Here is a 13,779-nt window from a genome sequence, read left to right on the forward strand (position 1 = left end):
AACCAGCCGAGTGAAGGTTGAGTGTGGTTGAACACGGTCCAAGAAGTGCGATGGCTACCACACACTCTAAAACTACTATCCTCAGTAGATTCTCTAACCGAATGAAATTCGTAAATTTATTAGTTGGCTTTCTAAGCAAATGGTTGCAGGTTAGGACATCATTCAAAATTGGGTATGATAAACCGTTGAACTTAGGTGAGGATTCACCCCGCTTCTGGGTGGGCAAGGTTTACCGCTTAACGCTGGCGGCCATTCTTGGCGCCGTTCTGATCGGCTGGCTGGCCGGAGCGGCCGCTGCCGCCGATGAAAGCTGGTCGCGGGAATTCCGCGCCATCCGCAAGAATCAGGATATCGGCTATCACCGGGTGAGCGTGGAGCGCCAGGGCGATGAAACCCGCGTGGCCACGCAGATCGAACTGACGGTGAAATTGCTCGGCATGGTGACGGTGTATACCTATCATCATCGCAGCGAGGAAGTCTGGCGCGGCGGGCGGTTGGTTTCGATCCATTCCCGCACCGACGACAACGGCGCCAAGCTGCGCCTGGATGCCGAGGCGGAAGGCGACAGCCTGCGCGTCAAGGGCACGGATTACACCGGTCTGGCGCCGGGCAATATCATGCCCACCAGTTATTGGAACAGCGCATTTCCCCGCCATGACCTGCTGCTGAACACGCAATCGGGCAAGCTGCTGAAGGTGGGGGTGAGTGAAAAGCCGGTTGAGGCGGAGGATGGCGTGGCGCCCGGCAGCAAGCGGTATGCGCTGGATGGCGATCTGCGGCTGGAAATCTGGTACGACGCGCAAGGCCGCTGGGCCAAGACGCGTTTCCAGGCGGAGTCGGATGGCTCGATCGTGGATTACCGGCTGGTTGGCGAGTAACCCGGCTGACGGATCATCAGGCCGGGTCGAGCCGCAATTGCAGTACGTCGATGGTTTCGGCGCGGAAGCCGCCTTCGCAATATCCGAGATACCACATCCACATGCGGCGAAAGCGTTCGTCGAACCCTTGGGCGCGGATCTGCGGCCAGGCTGCTGAAAAGTCCCGCGTCCATTCATGCAGCGTGCGGGCGTAATCCTGCGCGAAGCCATCCGAGCGGGTGACCTGCAAGCCGGCCTGCGCGGCCTGGTCGCGGATGCTCTGCGGCGACAGCAGCAAGCCGCCGGGGAAGATGTAGGCCTGGATGAAATCCATCGTGCCGCGATAGGCCTCGAAATACTTGTCCTGGATCACGATGGCCTGCAAAGCCGCGCGGCCCGCTTTGCCGTGAGCAGTGTCGTGCAGGCGCTGGCGCAGCATGTCGAAATAGGTGGGCCAGTATTTTTCGCCCACCGCCTCGATCATTTCGATGGAGGCAATCGCGTCGTATGTGCCTTGCGTGTCGCGGTAGTCGCGCAATTCCACCTGCACCTTGTCGGCCAGCCCGGCCTCGAAAACCCGGCGTTTGGCGAAATCGTGCTGTTCGCGGCTGATGGTGATGGCATGCACCGAGACGCCGAATTCCTTTGCCGCCAGGCAGGCAAAGCCGCCCCAGCCGCACCCGACTTCCAGCACCGTTTCGCCTGGCGAGAGCCGCAGCACTTCGCCGGCCAGCCGGCGGTATTTCGCGGCTTGCGCTGCTTCCAGGCTCTGGCCCGGATGCTCATACACCGCCGATGAGTAGGTCATCGAGGGATCCAGCCAAAGCCGGTAGAAATCGTTGCCGAGATCGTAGTGATAGGCGATGTTGCGGCGGCTGCCGCGTTTGCTGTTGGTGGAAAACGCAAAGGCCAGGCGGCGCAGCACACGCAGCCAGGGCTTGCCCATCAGCGTGTCGTCCAACTCGCCATTGCGGCAGGCCCATTCCGACAGCGTGGCGAGATCGTCGCAATCGAAATCGCCCTCCACATAGGATTGCCCCACGCCAAGATTACCGCCCAGCAGCATGCGCTTGGGAAAACGGTTGTTGCGCAGGGTGATTTCCGTATCCGGCCCGGCCTCGGGTCCGCGCGCAATCACCCGGCGGCCATCGGGCAGGCCGATGGTGATCGAGCCGCGCGACAATTGCGGCGCCAGCGATACCATCAGCCGCGTCCAGCGGTTCAGGCCATGCAGGCGGAAGGCATCCTGGGCCGAATGCAGCTCTATCGGCGCGATGGAGTCTGGGCGGTTATGGTTCTGGTTGCCATCGAGGGTAAAACGGTCCTTGCGATCGGCAGCATATTCACTCATGCCGCAAACTCCCCTGATTTCTCTGGTGTTGCTTCAAACGTTTTCGGCAGGCTTACCGGTTGTGCCGGCGGGTCGGGCCGGCTGAAGAAAGGCGCGCCCTTGCGCCAGAGGAACAGCGCCTGCCAGTGGATGGCGGCCATCACCTTCAAGGTCATCAGCGGATGGCGCAGCCAGGCTTTCAGCAAGGCGGCATCGCTGAAGGCTTCGTGCCTGCCGGTCTGGGTGGCGATCAGGCGTGGGCCTTCCGGGCCATCATGGCGGATATGGATGGCGATGCTTTCGGCCGGCGGCAGAATGCGAAAACGATAATCGCCATCCTTGGCGATGAAGGGCGAGACGTGGAAAACCTTGCCGGCATCATGGCTGATCATACGGCCATGGGTGGAGGCGCGGGTATCCAGCAGATAGCCATGCTGGTCGCCGAAGGTATTCTTCACTTCATACAGGATGGCGCCTAGCCTGTTTTCTGCATCGTAGCAGAAATACACGCTGAGCGGATTGAACACATAGCCCAGCAGGCGCGGAAAGCAGAACAGCTTGATCCGTGCGCCGTATTGTTCAAGCGCGGCGCCGCGCAAGGCGGCCTCCACCCAGGGGCGTAGCGGCGAGCCGTCGCGCGGGCCATGATCCTTGTCGTGGAACGACAACAGGCCGAAGCGGTTATAGGCGAAGAGTTTCGAGCGCGCAGCCAGATCGGCCAGCCTGTCGATATCCAGCAGCAGGGAAAATACCCGGTATTCGAAACGATGGCGGAATGGCGCCAGCCGTTCATGCATCACGCGGCAGCGATAGAGGCTGGCGGTTTCGCTGATATTCATTCAGCCGCCTCCAGCAGGCGCTGCCGGCTATCGGCGGCAAACGGCGCCGGCGCGCCCAGCGCTTCGGCCACGCGCAGGCCGGCGGTGAAGCCATCCTCGTGAAAACCATAACCAGCCCAGGCGCCGGCAAACCACAACCGCTGTTTGCCCTGTATGTCGTTCAGGCGCGATTGCGCAGCCACGGCGGCGCGGTCGAATAGCGGATGCTCATACTCGAAGCGGGCGAAAACCAGCTTCGGATCAGGCTGCTCGATGGGATTCATGGTGACGAAAAGCGGCTTGCCGGGATCGATGCTTTGCAGCTTGTTCATCCAGTAGGTAAGGCCGACGCGGCGGTTCAGGTCGCGGCGCGGCTCGGAAAGATAGTTCCAGCTTGCCCAGGCGGCGCGGCGCACCGGCATCTGCTTCACATCACGATGCAGCACCGCGATGTTGGGTTGAAAGCGGAAGCAGCCGAGGATGTCGCGTTCCTGCGCCGTGGCCTGGCTGCCGAGAATGCGCAAGGCCTGATCGCCATGGCAGGCCAGCAACACCTGGTCGAAACGGCCGAGCGGACCCTGCGGGCCTGCAAGCGATACGCCTTCGGTGTCGCGGCTGAGCGATGCGACCGGCGTGTTGAGCCGCAGGTCGAGTTTGCTATCGGCCAGCAGGCGGCGCACATATTCGCGGCTGCCGCCCTGCACGGTGCGCCATTGCGGCCGGTCGTTCACGCTGAGCAGGCCGTGATTGCGGAAGAATCGCGCGAAGGTGACGGCCGGGAAGGCCATCATCTCGGCCATCGGCGCCGACCAGATCGCCGCGCCCATCGGCAGCAGGTAATCCAGCGTGAAGGTTTCGGAGTAACCTTCGCGGGCGAGATAATCGCCCAGGCTGATGCCTTCCAGCGCGCCGGCTTCCAGATCGGCAACGGTGCTGCGGTTGAAACGCAGAATGTCGCGCCACATGCGATGGAAGCTGGGTCGCAGCAGATTACGCTTCTGGGCGAACAGGCTGGCCAGATTGCTGCCATTCCATTCCAACTGGCCGCGCGTGGCGCCGAGGCCCACCGAGATGGCAAACGACATGTCGCTGGGCATGTTCGGAACGTTCAGATGCGCGAACAGCTTTACCAGATTGGGATAATTCCAGTCATTGAAAACGATGAAGCCGGTATCCACGGCAATCGGCGTGCCATCGTAATCCACCTGCACGGTGTTGCTATGGCCGCCGGGATAGGCATTGGCCTCGAATACCGTAACCGCATGATGGCGCGACAGCGCCCAGGCCGCGCCCAGGCCGCTGATGCCGGCACCGATCACGGCAATGCGCTGGCCGGTTTTATTCATGCCGCCCCCTTGGCCGCTTTTTTAGCGACCGTCTTGCTGGCCTTCCCATCGGTTTCTTTATCGCGCAACGAGGCAAAGGCTGCCAGTGCCTTTTCACGTGCCGTGGCGTGGTCCACCACCGGATGTGGGTAATCCTTGCCTAAAGCCAACTTGGCCGCGCGCAACACAGATTCCGGTGCCGCCCAGGGTTTGTGCAGCCAGGCATCGGGCAGGGCGGACAGTTCGGGCAGCCAGCGGCGGATGTAAACGCCGGCTGGATCGAAACGCTCGCCCTGCAACATCGGATTGAAGATGCGGAAATACGGTGCGGCATCGGCGCCGGATCCCGCCACCCATTGCCAGCTTGCGGCATTGTTGGCGGCATCGGCATCCACCAGGGTATCCCAGAACCAGGCCTCGCCGTTGCGCCAATCCTGGCCCAGATGCTTCACCAAGAAAGACGCCACGATCATGCGCACGCGGTTATGCATCCAGCCGGTCTGCCACAGCTCGCGCATGCCGGCATCCACGATGGGATAGCCGGTGCGGCCGCGTTGCCAGGCTTGCAACAGCTTTTTATCGGTGCGCCAGGGGAAGGCATCGAATTCCGGGCGGAAATTGCGGCTTGGCAAATCCGGGAAATGAAACAGCAGATGGTGCGAGAATTCGCGCCAGCCGATCTCGCTGAGGAATTTTGCAAGATCGCTGGATGGCAGGCTGCCGGCATCCTCGCGCATGCGGGCGGCATGCCAGATCTGGCGCGGTGAAATCTCGCCGAAATGCAGATGCGGCGATAGCCGGGATGTACCCGGCAAATCCGGCCGGTCGCGGTTGCCGGTATATCCCTTGATACGGTGATCCAGAAAATCAGCAAGCTGTGCTGCCGCGCCGGCTTCGCCTGGGGTCCAGCTTTTGCGCAGGCCGCCGGCCCAATCGGGTTTGCTGGGCAGCAGGCGCCAATCCTTCAGACTATCGCCCAGCTTCGGTAACGCAGCCAATCGCAGCTTTTTCGGCGCCGGCAGGGGGGCGGCAGGTGCGCCGGTTTGCTGGCAGGCGCGCCAGAACGGCGTGAACACCTTGAACCACGAACCCGATTGATTGCGGATTTCCCAAGGTTCATGCAGCAAAGCCGCCTTATGGCTTTCCACGCTCAGGCCCAGCGCTTTCACCCGGGCTTTCACTTCGGTATCGACGGCGATGCCCTCGGCATCGTAGCGGCGGTTCCAATGCAGTGCGGCGGCGCTGACTTGCGTGGCCAGCGCCGGCAGCAGCTTGCGCGGATCGCCGCGCAACAGCAGCAATCCGCTGCCATGGCGTTTTCGCAGGTCGCTATCCAGGGCCGCCAGGGCATGATGCAGCCACCACAGGCTGGCTCCGCCCCAAGAACGAATCCCGCCGGGGATGCCGTCCTCCAGGATATAGACCGGCAGAACCGGTCGGCCGTCTGCCATTGCGGCATGCAGGGCCGGATTATCAGCCAGACGCAAATCTTGGCGGAACCAGAGCAGGGCGGGGGCGGCTTGTTCGGCCATGGGAAGGCGCACTCAATCTGTCGGCTGCGATATGTTGCAAGTATACGCTGCCGGCGCCGGGCTGGATCACAGCCCGGCGGATCAGATCAGACTGAAGCAGGATTTAGTCGAGGTCGTGCATCCTCAGGGCGAGCGAAGCCGCCTGGGTGCGGTTGAAGACCTGCAGCTTGGTGAAGATTTGCCGCAGATGGGCCTTCACGGTCACTTCCTGTACGCCCAGGCGCAGCGCGATGGCTTTGTTGGAATCGCCCAGCGACAGCCATTTCAGCACTTCGCGTTCGCGGTCGGTGAGGCTGGAGAGGCGGGAATCCGAACCGCCTTCCTCCTCGCCAGCATCCGCCGTACCTTTCAGCAGGCGCAGCAATTCGCGGTCGTCGGCGCCGGCCTTCAGTTTGGTGTCCAGCGCATCGTATTTCGCCGCCGAGGCATAGGTCGGCTGCAATTCCTCATAGAGGCGCAGGGCTTTCACCACGGTGAGCAGCATGCTCTGCTGGGTGAGTTCGGTCTTTTCCTTGTAGTCGTTGATGCTGTGGCTGCGCACCAGGGTAAGCGGCGGCGCCTGGCCGGGCTGGCCGGTGCGGATCACGATCTGCATCGCGGTATTGCCCAGTTCCTTGCGGATATAGTCGATCAGCTCGATACCGGCATGATCGCTTTCCATCACCACATCCAGCAGCACCAGCGCGATATCGGGGTGATCGCGCAGGATCGGCCGCGCTTCTTCAGCGGAATGGGCAGAGAGGAATTCGATGCCACGTTCGCGATGGTTGAAATTGCGCAGCAGCAGCTTGGTCAGGGCATGCACATCGGGTTCGTCGTCCACGATCAGCAGCTTCCAGGGCTGGGGCGGCTGGGGGCGATGATTGCCGGTATCGGTGGTCTGGCTGAGTGTCTGCATGCCGACAGTCTAGCCTGCCGGCAGGGGGCTGTCAGGTTTTTCTGCTGTGCCAGCGATCACAGGCATGGGAAGGAAAGCGGGGAAATTCGACATATTTCGTCTATTTTTTCGCCCAGTGATATAAATAAAAATATACTTACATAAGCATATATTTATATTGACAGCGAAATTCGTTTCGCTCAGCATGCCTGCGTCGTGGTTCTTTGGGCCTCTCGATTGGGGGGCGCCAAAGCTAAGAGGGAAGCCGGTGCGCCCAGGATATGCCTGGGCAATGCCGGCGCTGCCCCCGCAACTGTAAGCGGCGAGCCAAGTCCATTCGCGTCACTGGAACCTTTCGGTTCCGGGAAGGCCGGACAAAGCGAAGACCCGCAAGCCAGGAGACCTGCCCCGACAGCGATACGTTCCTGGGCGGGGTGTCCCGGTGGAATGCCTGCAGCGGGCCGCGTGGCCCGCAATTCTGCATGCGTCCGCTCGGCCTTTGCCCCCAATCATGGGGTTAAGCCGATGTCTAACCAAACTATGTCTGATCAAACCCGTTCCGTTCAGGTCGCCGCTTTGGGCCTGCCAAGGATCGGGCCGCGCCGCGAATTGAAAACCGCGCTGGAAAATTATTGGGCCGGCAGGATCGACGCCGATGCTCTTTACGAGGTTGCCGCAGGCCTGCGTGCCGCCAATTGGGCGCGCCAGCATGCACTGGGGATCGGCATCATGCCGTCCAACGATTTTTCGCTATACGACCATGTGCTCGATACCAGCGTGATGGTGGGCGCCATTCCGGCTTTCTACGGCTGGCAGGGCGGAGCCGTGCCGCTGGATACCTATTTCGCCATGGCGCGCGGCAATCAGGCCGGCGCGCAAGCTGCGTGTTGCGGCCATGGCGCGCATGATGCGCCGACATTGGGTGTACGGGCGCTGGAAATGACCAAGTGGTTCGATACCAACTACCACTACATGGTGCCGGAATTCGAACCGGGCCAGATATTCACCCTGGCTTCAACCAAGCCGCTGGATGAATTCAATGAGGCCAAGGCGCTGGGCTATCACACGCGGCCGGTGTTGCTGGGGCCGGTGACTTATCTGAAACTTGGCAAAAGCAAGGATCCGACGGGCGATCCGCTGGCATTGCTGAATGCGGTGCTGCCGGTCTATGTGGAAATGCTGAGCAGGCTTTCGGCGGCCGGCGCCGATTGGGTGCAGATCGACGAACCCTGCCTCGTGCTCGACCTAGACGAACGCAGCCGTGACGCCTTGCGGCATACCTACGGCCTGTTTGCCCGCGCCGTGCCGAACCTGAAGATCATGCTGGCAAGCTATTTCGGTGAGTTGGGCGACAATCTCGCATGCGCACAAAGCCTGCCGGTGGCCGGGCTGCATGTGGATTTGGTGCGTGCGCCCGAACAATTACAGCCGCTGTTGGCCGGTGCGCGGCGCGATCAGGTGTTGTCGCTGGGCGTGGTGGATGGTCGCAATATCTGGCGCGCCGATCTGGCCGGGATTCTCGATCGGCTTGAAGCGGTAATCGTCTCCCACGATGCCGGACCGATCCAGATCGCGCCGTCGTGCTCGTTGTTGCACGTGCCGATCGACCTGGAATTGGAAACCGACATGGCTGCCGACCTGAAAAGCTGGCTGGCTTTTGCCGTGCAGAAACTGAAGGAACTGGTTTTGCTGGGTAAGGCATTGCGGCAGGGCCGCGAAGCCGTGTGGGCGGAACTGAATGCCGCATCAATTGCTATCCGTCGACGGGCAACCTCGGCCAACGTGCACGATCCGGCCGTGGCACAACGGCTTGCCGCCATTACGCCGGCAATGGCACGCCGCACCAGTGTTTATGAGCATCGGCGTAATTTACAGCAAGCTGTTTTGCAGTTGCCTGCATTCCCCACCACCAGCATCGGTTCGTTTCCGCAGACCGAAGCGGTTCGTAAGGCACGCGCGGCCCATGGCAAAGGGGCCCTGTCGGAGGCAGATTATACCGGCTTTCTGCGTCGAGAGACCGAGCAGGCGGTGCGTTGGCAGGAAGAGATCGGGATCGACATGCTGGTGCATGGCGAATTCGAGCGCAATGACATGGTGCAGTATTTCGGCGAACAACTGGCCGGTTATGCATTCACCAAACATGGCTGGGTACAAAGCTACGGCTCGCGCTATGTGCGCCCGCCGATCATTTTCGGCGATGTGTCGCGGCCCAAGCCGATGACGGTGGAATGGTCGGCTTATGCACAATCGCTGACCAGTCGACCGATGAAGGGCATGCTGACCGGGCCGGTGACAATGCTGCAATGGTCTTTCGTGCGCGACGACATGCCTCGCGCCACGGTATGCCGGCAGATTGCCCTGGCGCTGCGGCAGGAAGTGATTGATCTGGAGCTTGCTGGCATCAAGGCGATCCAGATCGACGAACCTGCCCTGCGCGAGGGGCTGCCGCTGCGTCGCAGTGAATGGCAGGCTTATCTGGAATGGGCGGTTGAGTGTTTCCGGCTGTCTGCTTCCGGCGTGGAGGACAGCACGCAGATACACACCCATATGTGCTATTCCGAGTTCAACGACATCATCGATTCCATCGGCCGGATGGATGCCGATGTGATTTCCATCGAAACCTCGCGCTCGAAGATGGAATTGCTCGATGCCTTCGTTGGCTATCGTTATCCCAACGAAATCGGGCCCGGCGTTTACGATATCCATTCGCCGCGTGTGCCTGATGTGGAGGCGATGACCGAACTGCTGGTCAAGGCCAGCGATCGGCTGGCCGCCTGGCAGATCTGGGTGAATCCCGATTGCGGATTGAAAACCCGTAAATGGGAAGAGGTGCGGCCGGCATTGGTGAACATGGTGGCGGCGGCGCGGCAGTTGCGCGCCAGCCTGGCGGAGGCCTGAGATGGGGCGTATCGGCCTTGCCGGTCCGACACGATTGCTCGATATCGTGTTTCCCGGCCATACCAATCATCACGGCACGCTATTCGGCGGCATCGGCTTGGCGCATATGGACAAGGTGGCCTTCATCGCCGCTTCGCGCCATGCCCATGTGGATTTCGTCACCGCATCCTGCGAGCGTATCGATTTCGCAGCGCCGGCGCGGCTGGGCGATATCGTGGAACTGACCGGGCAGGTAACCCGTGTCGGCCGCCGCTCGCTTGCCGTGACAGTGGAGATGATGGCGGAAGCGCCGATCTCTGCTGAACGCCGGCGTTGCGCCATCGGTGTATTCAACATGGTGGGGGTTGGCGATGCGCTGGATGCAATCGGCGGACGCTTGCCGCCGCTTGTGGAGAAACCCGTATCAGCCGGAGACGATGCCCTGCATATGGTGGAGATGGTGTTTCCCGAACAGACCAGCCATTACGGCAGCCTTTATGGCGGCAACGCGCTTGCCGCCATGGGCAAGGCGGCTTTCGTGGTGGCTTCCCGCCATTGCCGAAAAACCGTGGTGATGGCCGGTTCGCGCCGGGTGGATTTCGCCAATCAGATCCAGAAAGGCGAGGTGATAGAATTGGTGGCGCGGGTGACCGATCAGGGCCGTAGCTCGATGGCGGTTGAAGTATTGCTTTGCGCCGAAAACCTGCAAACCGGTGCGCGCCGGCAATGCGGCAGCGGTTCGTTCACCATGGTGGCGGTGGATGGCGATCACCGGCCGGCTAGCGTGAGTTGATGGCCGGGTGTCGCTGCGGCTTTCAGGCCGCAGCGATTTCGGCCAGTTCGAATGGTGCGGTTTGGTAGATTTCGTTGATCCAGTTGCCGAACAGCAGATGCGCATTGCCGCGCCAGCGATTGGGCGGCGGCTGGTTGGCATTGTCGTTGGGGAAATAGTATTGCGGCAACGGCGTGGCCGGATCCTTGGCGCTGTCGCGGTGATATTCGTCCGACAGCGTGGTGGTGTCGTATTCCAGATGATTGAACATCTGCAGGCTGCGATGGCGTGCATCATCGATCAGGCAGAGGCCGGTTTCATCGCTTTCGGCCAGGATTTCCAGGCCGGCATGGCGTTCCACATCGGCGCGGCGCAGTTCGGTCCAGCGCGAAACCGGTACGGTGAAGAGATCGGAAAAGCCGCGCATATAGGGCGAGGCCGGCGCCAGGCAGCGATGCTGGAACACGCCCGAGGCCTTGTGCGGCAATTCGTGTTTCGGCACGCCGTAGAAATGATGCAGCGAGGCCTGCGCCGCCCAGCAGATGTTGAAACAGCGATGCACATGGGTTTGCGTCCAGTCGAACACCCGGCGCAATTCATCCCAATACGTCACGTGTTCGAAGGGCAGGCGCTCTACCGGGGCGCCGGTGATCACGAAGCCGTCGAACCGCTCGGTGCGCACATCGTCCCACGGGCGGTAGAACGAGGCCATGTGGTCGGCCGGCGTGTTGCGCGACACATGGTTGGAAATCCGCAGCAGAGTGAGCTCGATCTGTAGCGGCGTGGCGCCGAACAATCGGGCCAGTTGGGTTTCCGTATCGATCTTGTTGGGCATCAGGTTGAGCAGGCCGATGCGCAGCGGGCGGATATCCTGGCGCACGGCATCGGTTTCACGCATCACGATCACGCCTTCGCGCTCCAGCGTCTGGCGGGCGGGCAGGGTGTCTGGAATCTTGATGGGCATTGCCGCGACTGGTCCCTTCACTACGATCGAGGGCAGACGCTTTGAGGTGGCTTTTTCCGTTTGGTTGCCGGTCGGGCCACATCATCCCGCGAGGATCGCTATCCTTTGGGGATCGCTAGCCTCGAGGATCGCCACCTTGCCCGGATCGGCAGGTTGGCGTTGGGCGTCCGCCCAACTCTTGATGTCGGCCGGGAAAATAGAAGCGGGCGGGCAGATTTACAAGAGGGTTTGGGGAATACGCTGGCTTCAGAGAGGAGAGGAGATGGTACATATCTTGATATATACCGAGCGTGACGCTATATATTATGATAGCTACCAATGAGGGCTGCCATGGGATATCGAACCGCGAAATTGTTTACCACCGGCCGCAGCCAGGCCGTCAGGTTGCCGATGGAATTCCGCTTCGAGGGCAGCGAGGTTTTCGTGCGCCGCGACCCGAAAACCGGAGACGTGATCCTTTCCAGCAAGCCCGCTTCATGGGACGGCCTGTTCGCGCTGTATGGCAAGGGCGATGTGCCAGGCGATTTCATGGGGCCGGCCGACCGCGATCCGTCGCCCCATAACCGCGATCCTTTCAAGGGCTGGCCTTTCAAGGATGGAAAGGAATGAGCGGCTATCTGCTCGACACCAATATCGCCAGCCATGTCATTCGCGGCGACAGGCCGGAGATCAGCCTGCGGCTGGCATCGCTGCCGATGGAGGAGATCGCGATTTCAGCGGTGACGGAAGGCGAGTTGCTGTATGGCCTCGCCCGGCGAAGCTATCCAGCCATGCTGACCGAGCGCGTGCGCCAGTTCCTGCTGCGCGTCGATGTGTTGGCATGGGATCATGATGCGGCACAGACCTATGCCGATCTCCGCGCCGCTTGCGAAGCCAAGGGCATCACGCTTGCCCCGCTCGATATGATGATCGCCGCTCAGGCGGTTGCCGCCAATGCAATGCTGGTGACGAATGACAAGGCATTTGCCCGCATTCCGGACCCGCTCCGGATGGAGAACTGGGATCGCGGATAGGCGACTGCGGCCTTTATCGGGCGGGGGCGCAAAAACCGATTATGCAATCCGCAAGCCTTAGAGGGCGCTGTGATGCCATGCCAATGCTGAGAGTATTTTCTCGCTGACATGCACAAAGATTTTCTGGTCAGCTTGCACAGCATGAATCACAGAATGGTGGGGGTGCCCGTAGCTATTTCGACCGGACGCAGCAACGCATTGGGCGTAGCGAGGGAGTGGGCTGAGCAGCGATGACGCAAAGTTTTGACATGCCCCATGATGCGGAAGAACAAAGACATTCACTTGCTGAAGTAATTTCTTATAGTATTTGAGAAATGCTTGGCGCCGCCGTCTGATATTCAGATGCATATCTCCGGTGCCAAGCCAGCCGACACCACGTTTATGATAAGGATGATACTGCAGGCCGTGCGGAAGCCTCTGACAACAGCTTTGCCATTTCCCAGAGTGTATTGGTCCAGCATACAGTGACATCGACACGAGATTATGATCGGACCAGATTAGGTCATAGCACGCTCGCAATTTTTCCCGCTTTTCCTTATTGCGCAGCACATCTATGAGAAAATTGGGATCGTTGTGGCGACCGTGGAAGTATGACTGAAGTTCGGCTTGGAAAAGCTCGAGTATTTTGCTCGAGGGGCAATGTGCATAGGGGGCAAATAGCCAATTTAACCCTAATATCTGCAAACTTGCGCCGCTTCCTTTTTGCCCCACTGATTGGCCAATAAGCGAAGAATTTATGCTGGTCAGTTTATCTAACCATTGCGCTATGATTTCAACTTTGTGGCCGCCTTTGTCGTCCTCTCCTGGTAAAATCGGTCCATCTCCTGCTCCTCCCTCGCCGTCGTCGCTATTGGGCATGATGTAGCTGATGCGTTCAACACCACGCGCAGCGAACCAGCCTTCAATGTCTGTGAGAAACGTTAGGAATGTCCCGGTCAATGCGCCAGTCGCATCATCGTGTGCAGCGGCGATAATCCGATCAATATTTCCCAGATACGGAAGGACTACTTCTTTAACCGAGGTTGCGCACAGCAGATGATCAATGCCGTTCACATGGTCGCTGTCGAGGTGGGACAGGAATAGGAAGTCTACATGTCCTCGTGTTTTGATGCAGTCTATTTCACGTTTCAAAGCACTCGTCTGATTCGATCCGCAGTCATAAACCCAATGGAAACTTGAAGCGTCGGAAGTGAGTATTCCGCTCATCAATCCGCCTTGGCCAACCGGGTGTTGTGTAAGGGTGACTTTCATTGCCAGATTCCCTTAACGGCTATGTCCAGATCAGCAGAGCATCCATTGGAGAATGTTTCGCGCGGGGTGCGGCAAATTGGGCGAAACGAATAGGGGCGTCATTTTGCGTACAGGTATTGTTTACAATACTATTGTGGAAGTGTGACGCGAAGAGCGGTTATGG

The 13,779-nt window shown here is 60.2% G+C and carries 12 protein-coding genes and 2 riboswitches; of the genes, 5 read left to right on the forward strand and 7 right to left on the reverse strand.

What is annotated here, in order from left to right:
- The first annotated feature begins 185 nt into the window (after positions 1 to 185).
- The gene (locus KF827_RS13455; protein ID WP_291006403.1) at positions 186 to 878 is read left to right on the forward strand and encodes a DUF6134 family protein; all 693 of its coding nucleotides are present in this window, start codon (positions 186 to 188) and stop codon (positions 876 to 878) included.
- Between the two features lie 16 nt (positions 879 to 894).
- On the opposite strand, the gene KF827_RS13460 is transcribed toward KF827_RS13455, so the two are convergent.
- From KF827_RS13460 to KF827_RS13480, 5 genes are all read right to left on the reverse strand, one after another.
- On the reverse strand, positions 895 to 2,208 hold the full coding sequence (locus tag KF827_RS13460; RefSeq protein ID WP_291006406.1) for a cyclopropane-fatty-acyl-phospholipid synthase family protein: 1,314 nt from the start codon (positions 2,206 to 2,208) through the stop codon (positions 895 to 897).
- Positions 2,205 to 3,026 (reverse strand): DUF1365 domain-containing protein, encoded by an 822-nt coding sequence (locus tag KF827_RS13465; RefSeq protein ID WP_291006410.1) that lies wholly within the window; start codon positions 3,024 to 3,026, stop codon positions 2,205 to 2,207. The genes KF827_RS13460 and KF827_RS13465 overlap by 4 nt, the downstream gene beginning before the upstream one ends.
- Positions 3,023 to 4,351, reverse strand: a complete 1,329-nt coding sequence (locus KF827_RS13470) for an NAD(P)/FAD-dependent oxidoreductase (RefSeq protein ID WP_291006413.1) — start codon at positions 4,349 to 4,351, stop codon at positions 3,023 to 3,025. The genes KF827_RS13465 and KF827_RS13470 overlap by 4 nt, the downstream gene beginning before the upstream one ends.
- Positions 4,348 to 5,862 (reverse strand): deoxyribodipyrimidine photo-lyase, encoded by a 1,515-nt coding sequence (locus KF827_RS13475; protein WP_291006416.1) that lies wholly within the window; start codon positions 5,860 to 5,862, stop codon positions 4,348 to 4,350. Before KF827_RS13475 ends, KF827_RS13470 begins: the two co-directional genes overlap by 4 nt.
- A 103-nt stretch (positions 5,863 to 5,965) precedes the next feature.
- On the reverse strand, positions 5,966 to 6,760 hold the full coding sequence (locus KF827_RS13480; RefSeq protein ID WP_291006419.1) for a response regulator transcription factor: 795 nt from the start codon (positions 6,758 to 6,760) through the stop codon (positions 5,966 to 5,968).
- 179 nt (positions 6,761 to 6,939) lie between these two features.
- A riboswitch (cobalamin riboswitch) is annotated at positions 6,940 to 7,165 on the forward strand.
- Between the two features lie 99 nt (positions 7,166 to 7,264).
- On the opposite strand from KF827_RS13480, the gene metE reads away from it, so the two are divergent.
- Positions 7,265 to 9,637, forward strand: a complete 2,373-nt coding sequence (gene metE / locus KF827_RS13485) for a 5-methyltetrahydropteroyltriglutamate--homocysteine S-methyltransferase (RefSeq protein ID WP_291006422.1) — start codon at positions 7,265 to 7,267, stop codon at positions 9,635 to 9,637.
- Between the two features lies 1 nt (position 9,638).
- Positions 9,639 to 10,409 carry an acyl-CoA thioesterase gene (locus KF827_RS13490; protein ID WP_291006426.1) on the forward strand — a complete coding sequence of 257 codons (771 nt, stop codon included), beginning with the start codon at positions 9,639 to 9,641 and terminating at the stop codon, positions 10,407 to 10,409.
- A 22-nt stretch (positions 10,410 to 10,431) separates the two neighbouring features.
- Here the strand turns inward: KF827_RS13490 and metA are convergent, their stop codons facing one another.
- On the reverse strand, positions 10,432 to 11,352 hold the full coding sequence (gene metA, locus KF827_RS13495; RefSeq protein ID WP_291006429.1) for a homoserine O-succinyltransferase: 921 nt from the start codon (positions 11,350 to 11,352) through the stop codon (positions 10,432 to 10,434).
- A 50-nt stretch (positions 11,353 to 11,402) separates the two neighbouring features.
- Positions 11,403 to 11,542, reverse strand: a riboswitch (SAM-I-IV-variant riboswitch).
- A gap of 140 nt (positions 11,543 to 11,682) precedes the next feature.
- Between metA and KF827_RS13500 the strand changes: the two genes are divergently transcribed.
- The gene (locus KF827_RS13500; RefSeq protein WP_291006432.1) at positions 11,683 to 11,961 is read left to right on the forward strand and encodes an AbrB/MazE/SpoVT family DNA-binding domain-containing protein; all 279 of its coding nucleotides are present in this window, start codon (positions 11,683 to 11,685) and stop codon (positions 11,959 to 11,961) included.
- A complete protein-coding gene (locus tag KF827_RS13505; protein WP_291006435.1) occupies positions 11,958 to 12,365 on the forward strand; it encodes a type II toxin-antitoxin system VapC family toxin in 408 nt (135 codons plus the stop codon). Before KF827_RS13500 ends, KF827_RS13505 begins: the two co-directional genes overlap by 4 nt.
- 57 nt (positions 12,366 to 12,422) lie before the next feature.
- Here KF827_RS13505 and KF827_RS13510 read toward each other — a convergent pair whose 3' ends face one another.
- Positions 12,423 to 13,616 carry a hypothetical protein gene (locus tag KF827_RS13510; protein ID WP_291006438.1) on the reverse strand — a complete coding sequence of 398 codons (1,194 nt, stop codon included), beginning with the start codon at positions 13,614 to 13,616 and terminating at the stop codon, positions 12,423 to 12,425.
- Positions 13,617 to 13,779 lie beyond the last annotated feature (163 nt).

The organism is Ferrovibrio sp., from assembly GCF_019636075.1.
Lineage (GTDB): Bacteria > Pseudomonadota > Alphaproteobacteria > Ferrovibrionales > Ferrovibrionaceae > Ferrovibrio.

Bases quoted from the DNA above. Each gene is read 5' to 3' on its own strand.
- KF827_RS13460 (WP_291006406.1), bottom strand. From the start codon at position 2,208: ATGAGTGAATATGCTGCCGATCGCAAGGACCGTTTTACCCTCGATGGC.
- KF827_RS13465 (WP_291006410.1), bottom strand. From the start codon at position 3,026: ATGAATATCAGCGAAACCGCCAGCCTCTATCGCTGCCGCGTGATGCAT.
- KF827_RS13470 (WP_291006413.1), bottom strand. From the start codon at position 4,351: ATGAATAAAACCGGCCAGCGCATTGCCGTGATCGGTGCCGGCATCAGC.
- KF827_RS13475 (WP_291006416.1), bottom strand. From the start codon at position 5,862: ATGGCCGAACAAGCCGCCCCCGCCCTGCTCTGGTTCCGCCAAGATTTG.
- KF827_RS13480 (WP_291006419.1), bottom strand. From the start codon at position 6,760: ATGCAGACACTCAGCCAGACCACCGATACCGGCAATCATCGCCCCCAG.
- metE (WP_291006422.1), top strand. From the start codon at position 7,265: ATGTCTAACCAAACTATGTCTGATCAAACCCGTTCCGTTCAGGTCGCC.
- KF827_RS13490 (WP_291006426.1), top strand. From the start codon at position 9,639: ATGGGGCGTATCGGCCTTGCCGGTCCGACACGATTGCTCGATATCGTG.
- metA (WP_291006429.1), bottom strand. From the start codon at position 11,352: ATGCCCATCAAGATTCCAGACACCCTGCCCGCCCGCCAGACGCTGGAG.
- KF827_RS13500 (WP_291006432.1), top strand. From the start codon at position 11,683: ATGGGATATCGAACCGCGAAATTGTTTACCACCGGCCGCAGCCAGGCC.
- KF827_RS13505 (WP_291006435.1), top strand. From the start codon at position 11,958: ATGAGCGGCTATCTGCTCGACACCAATATCGCCAGCCATGTCATTCGC.
- KF827_RS13510 (WP_291006438.1), bottom strand. From the start codon at position 13,616: ATGAAAGTCACCCTTACACAACACCCGGTTGGCCAAGGCGGATTGATG.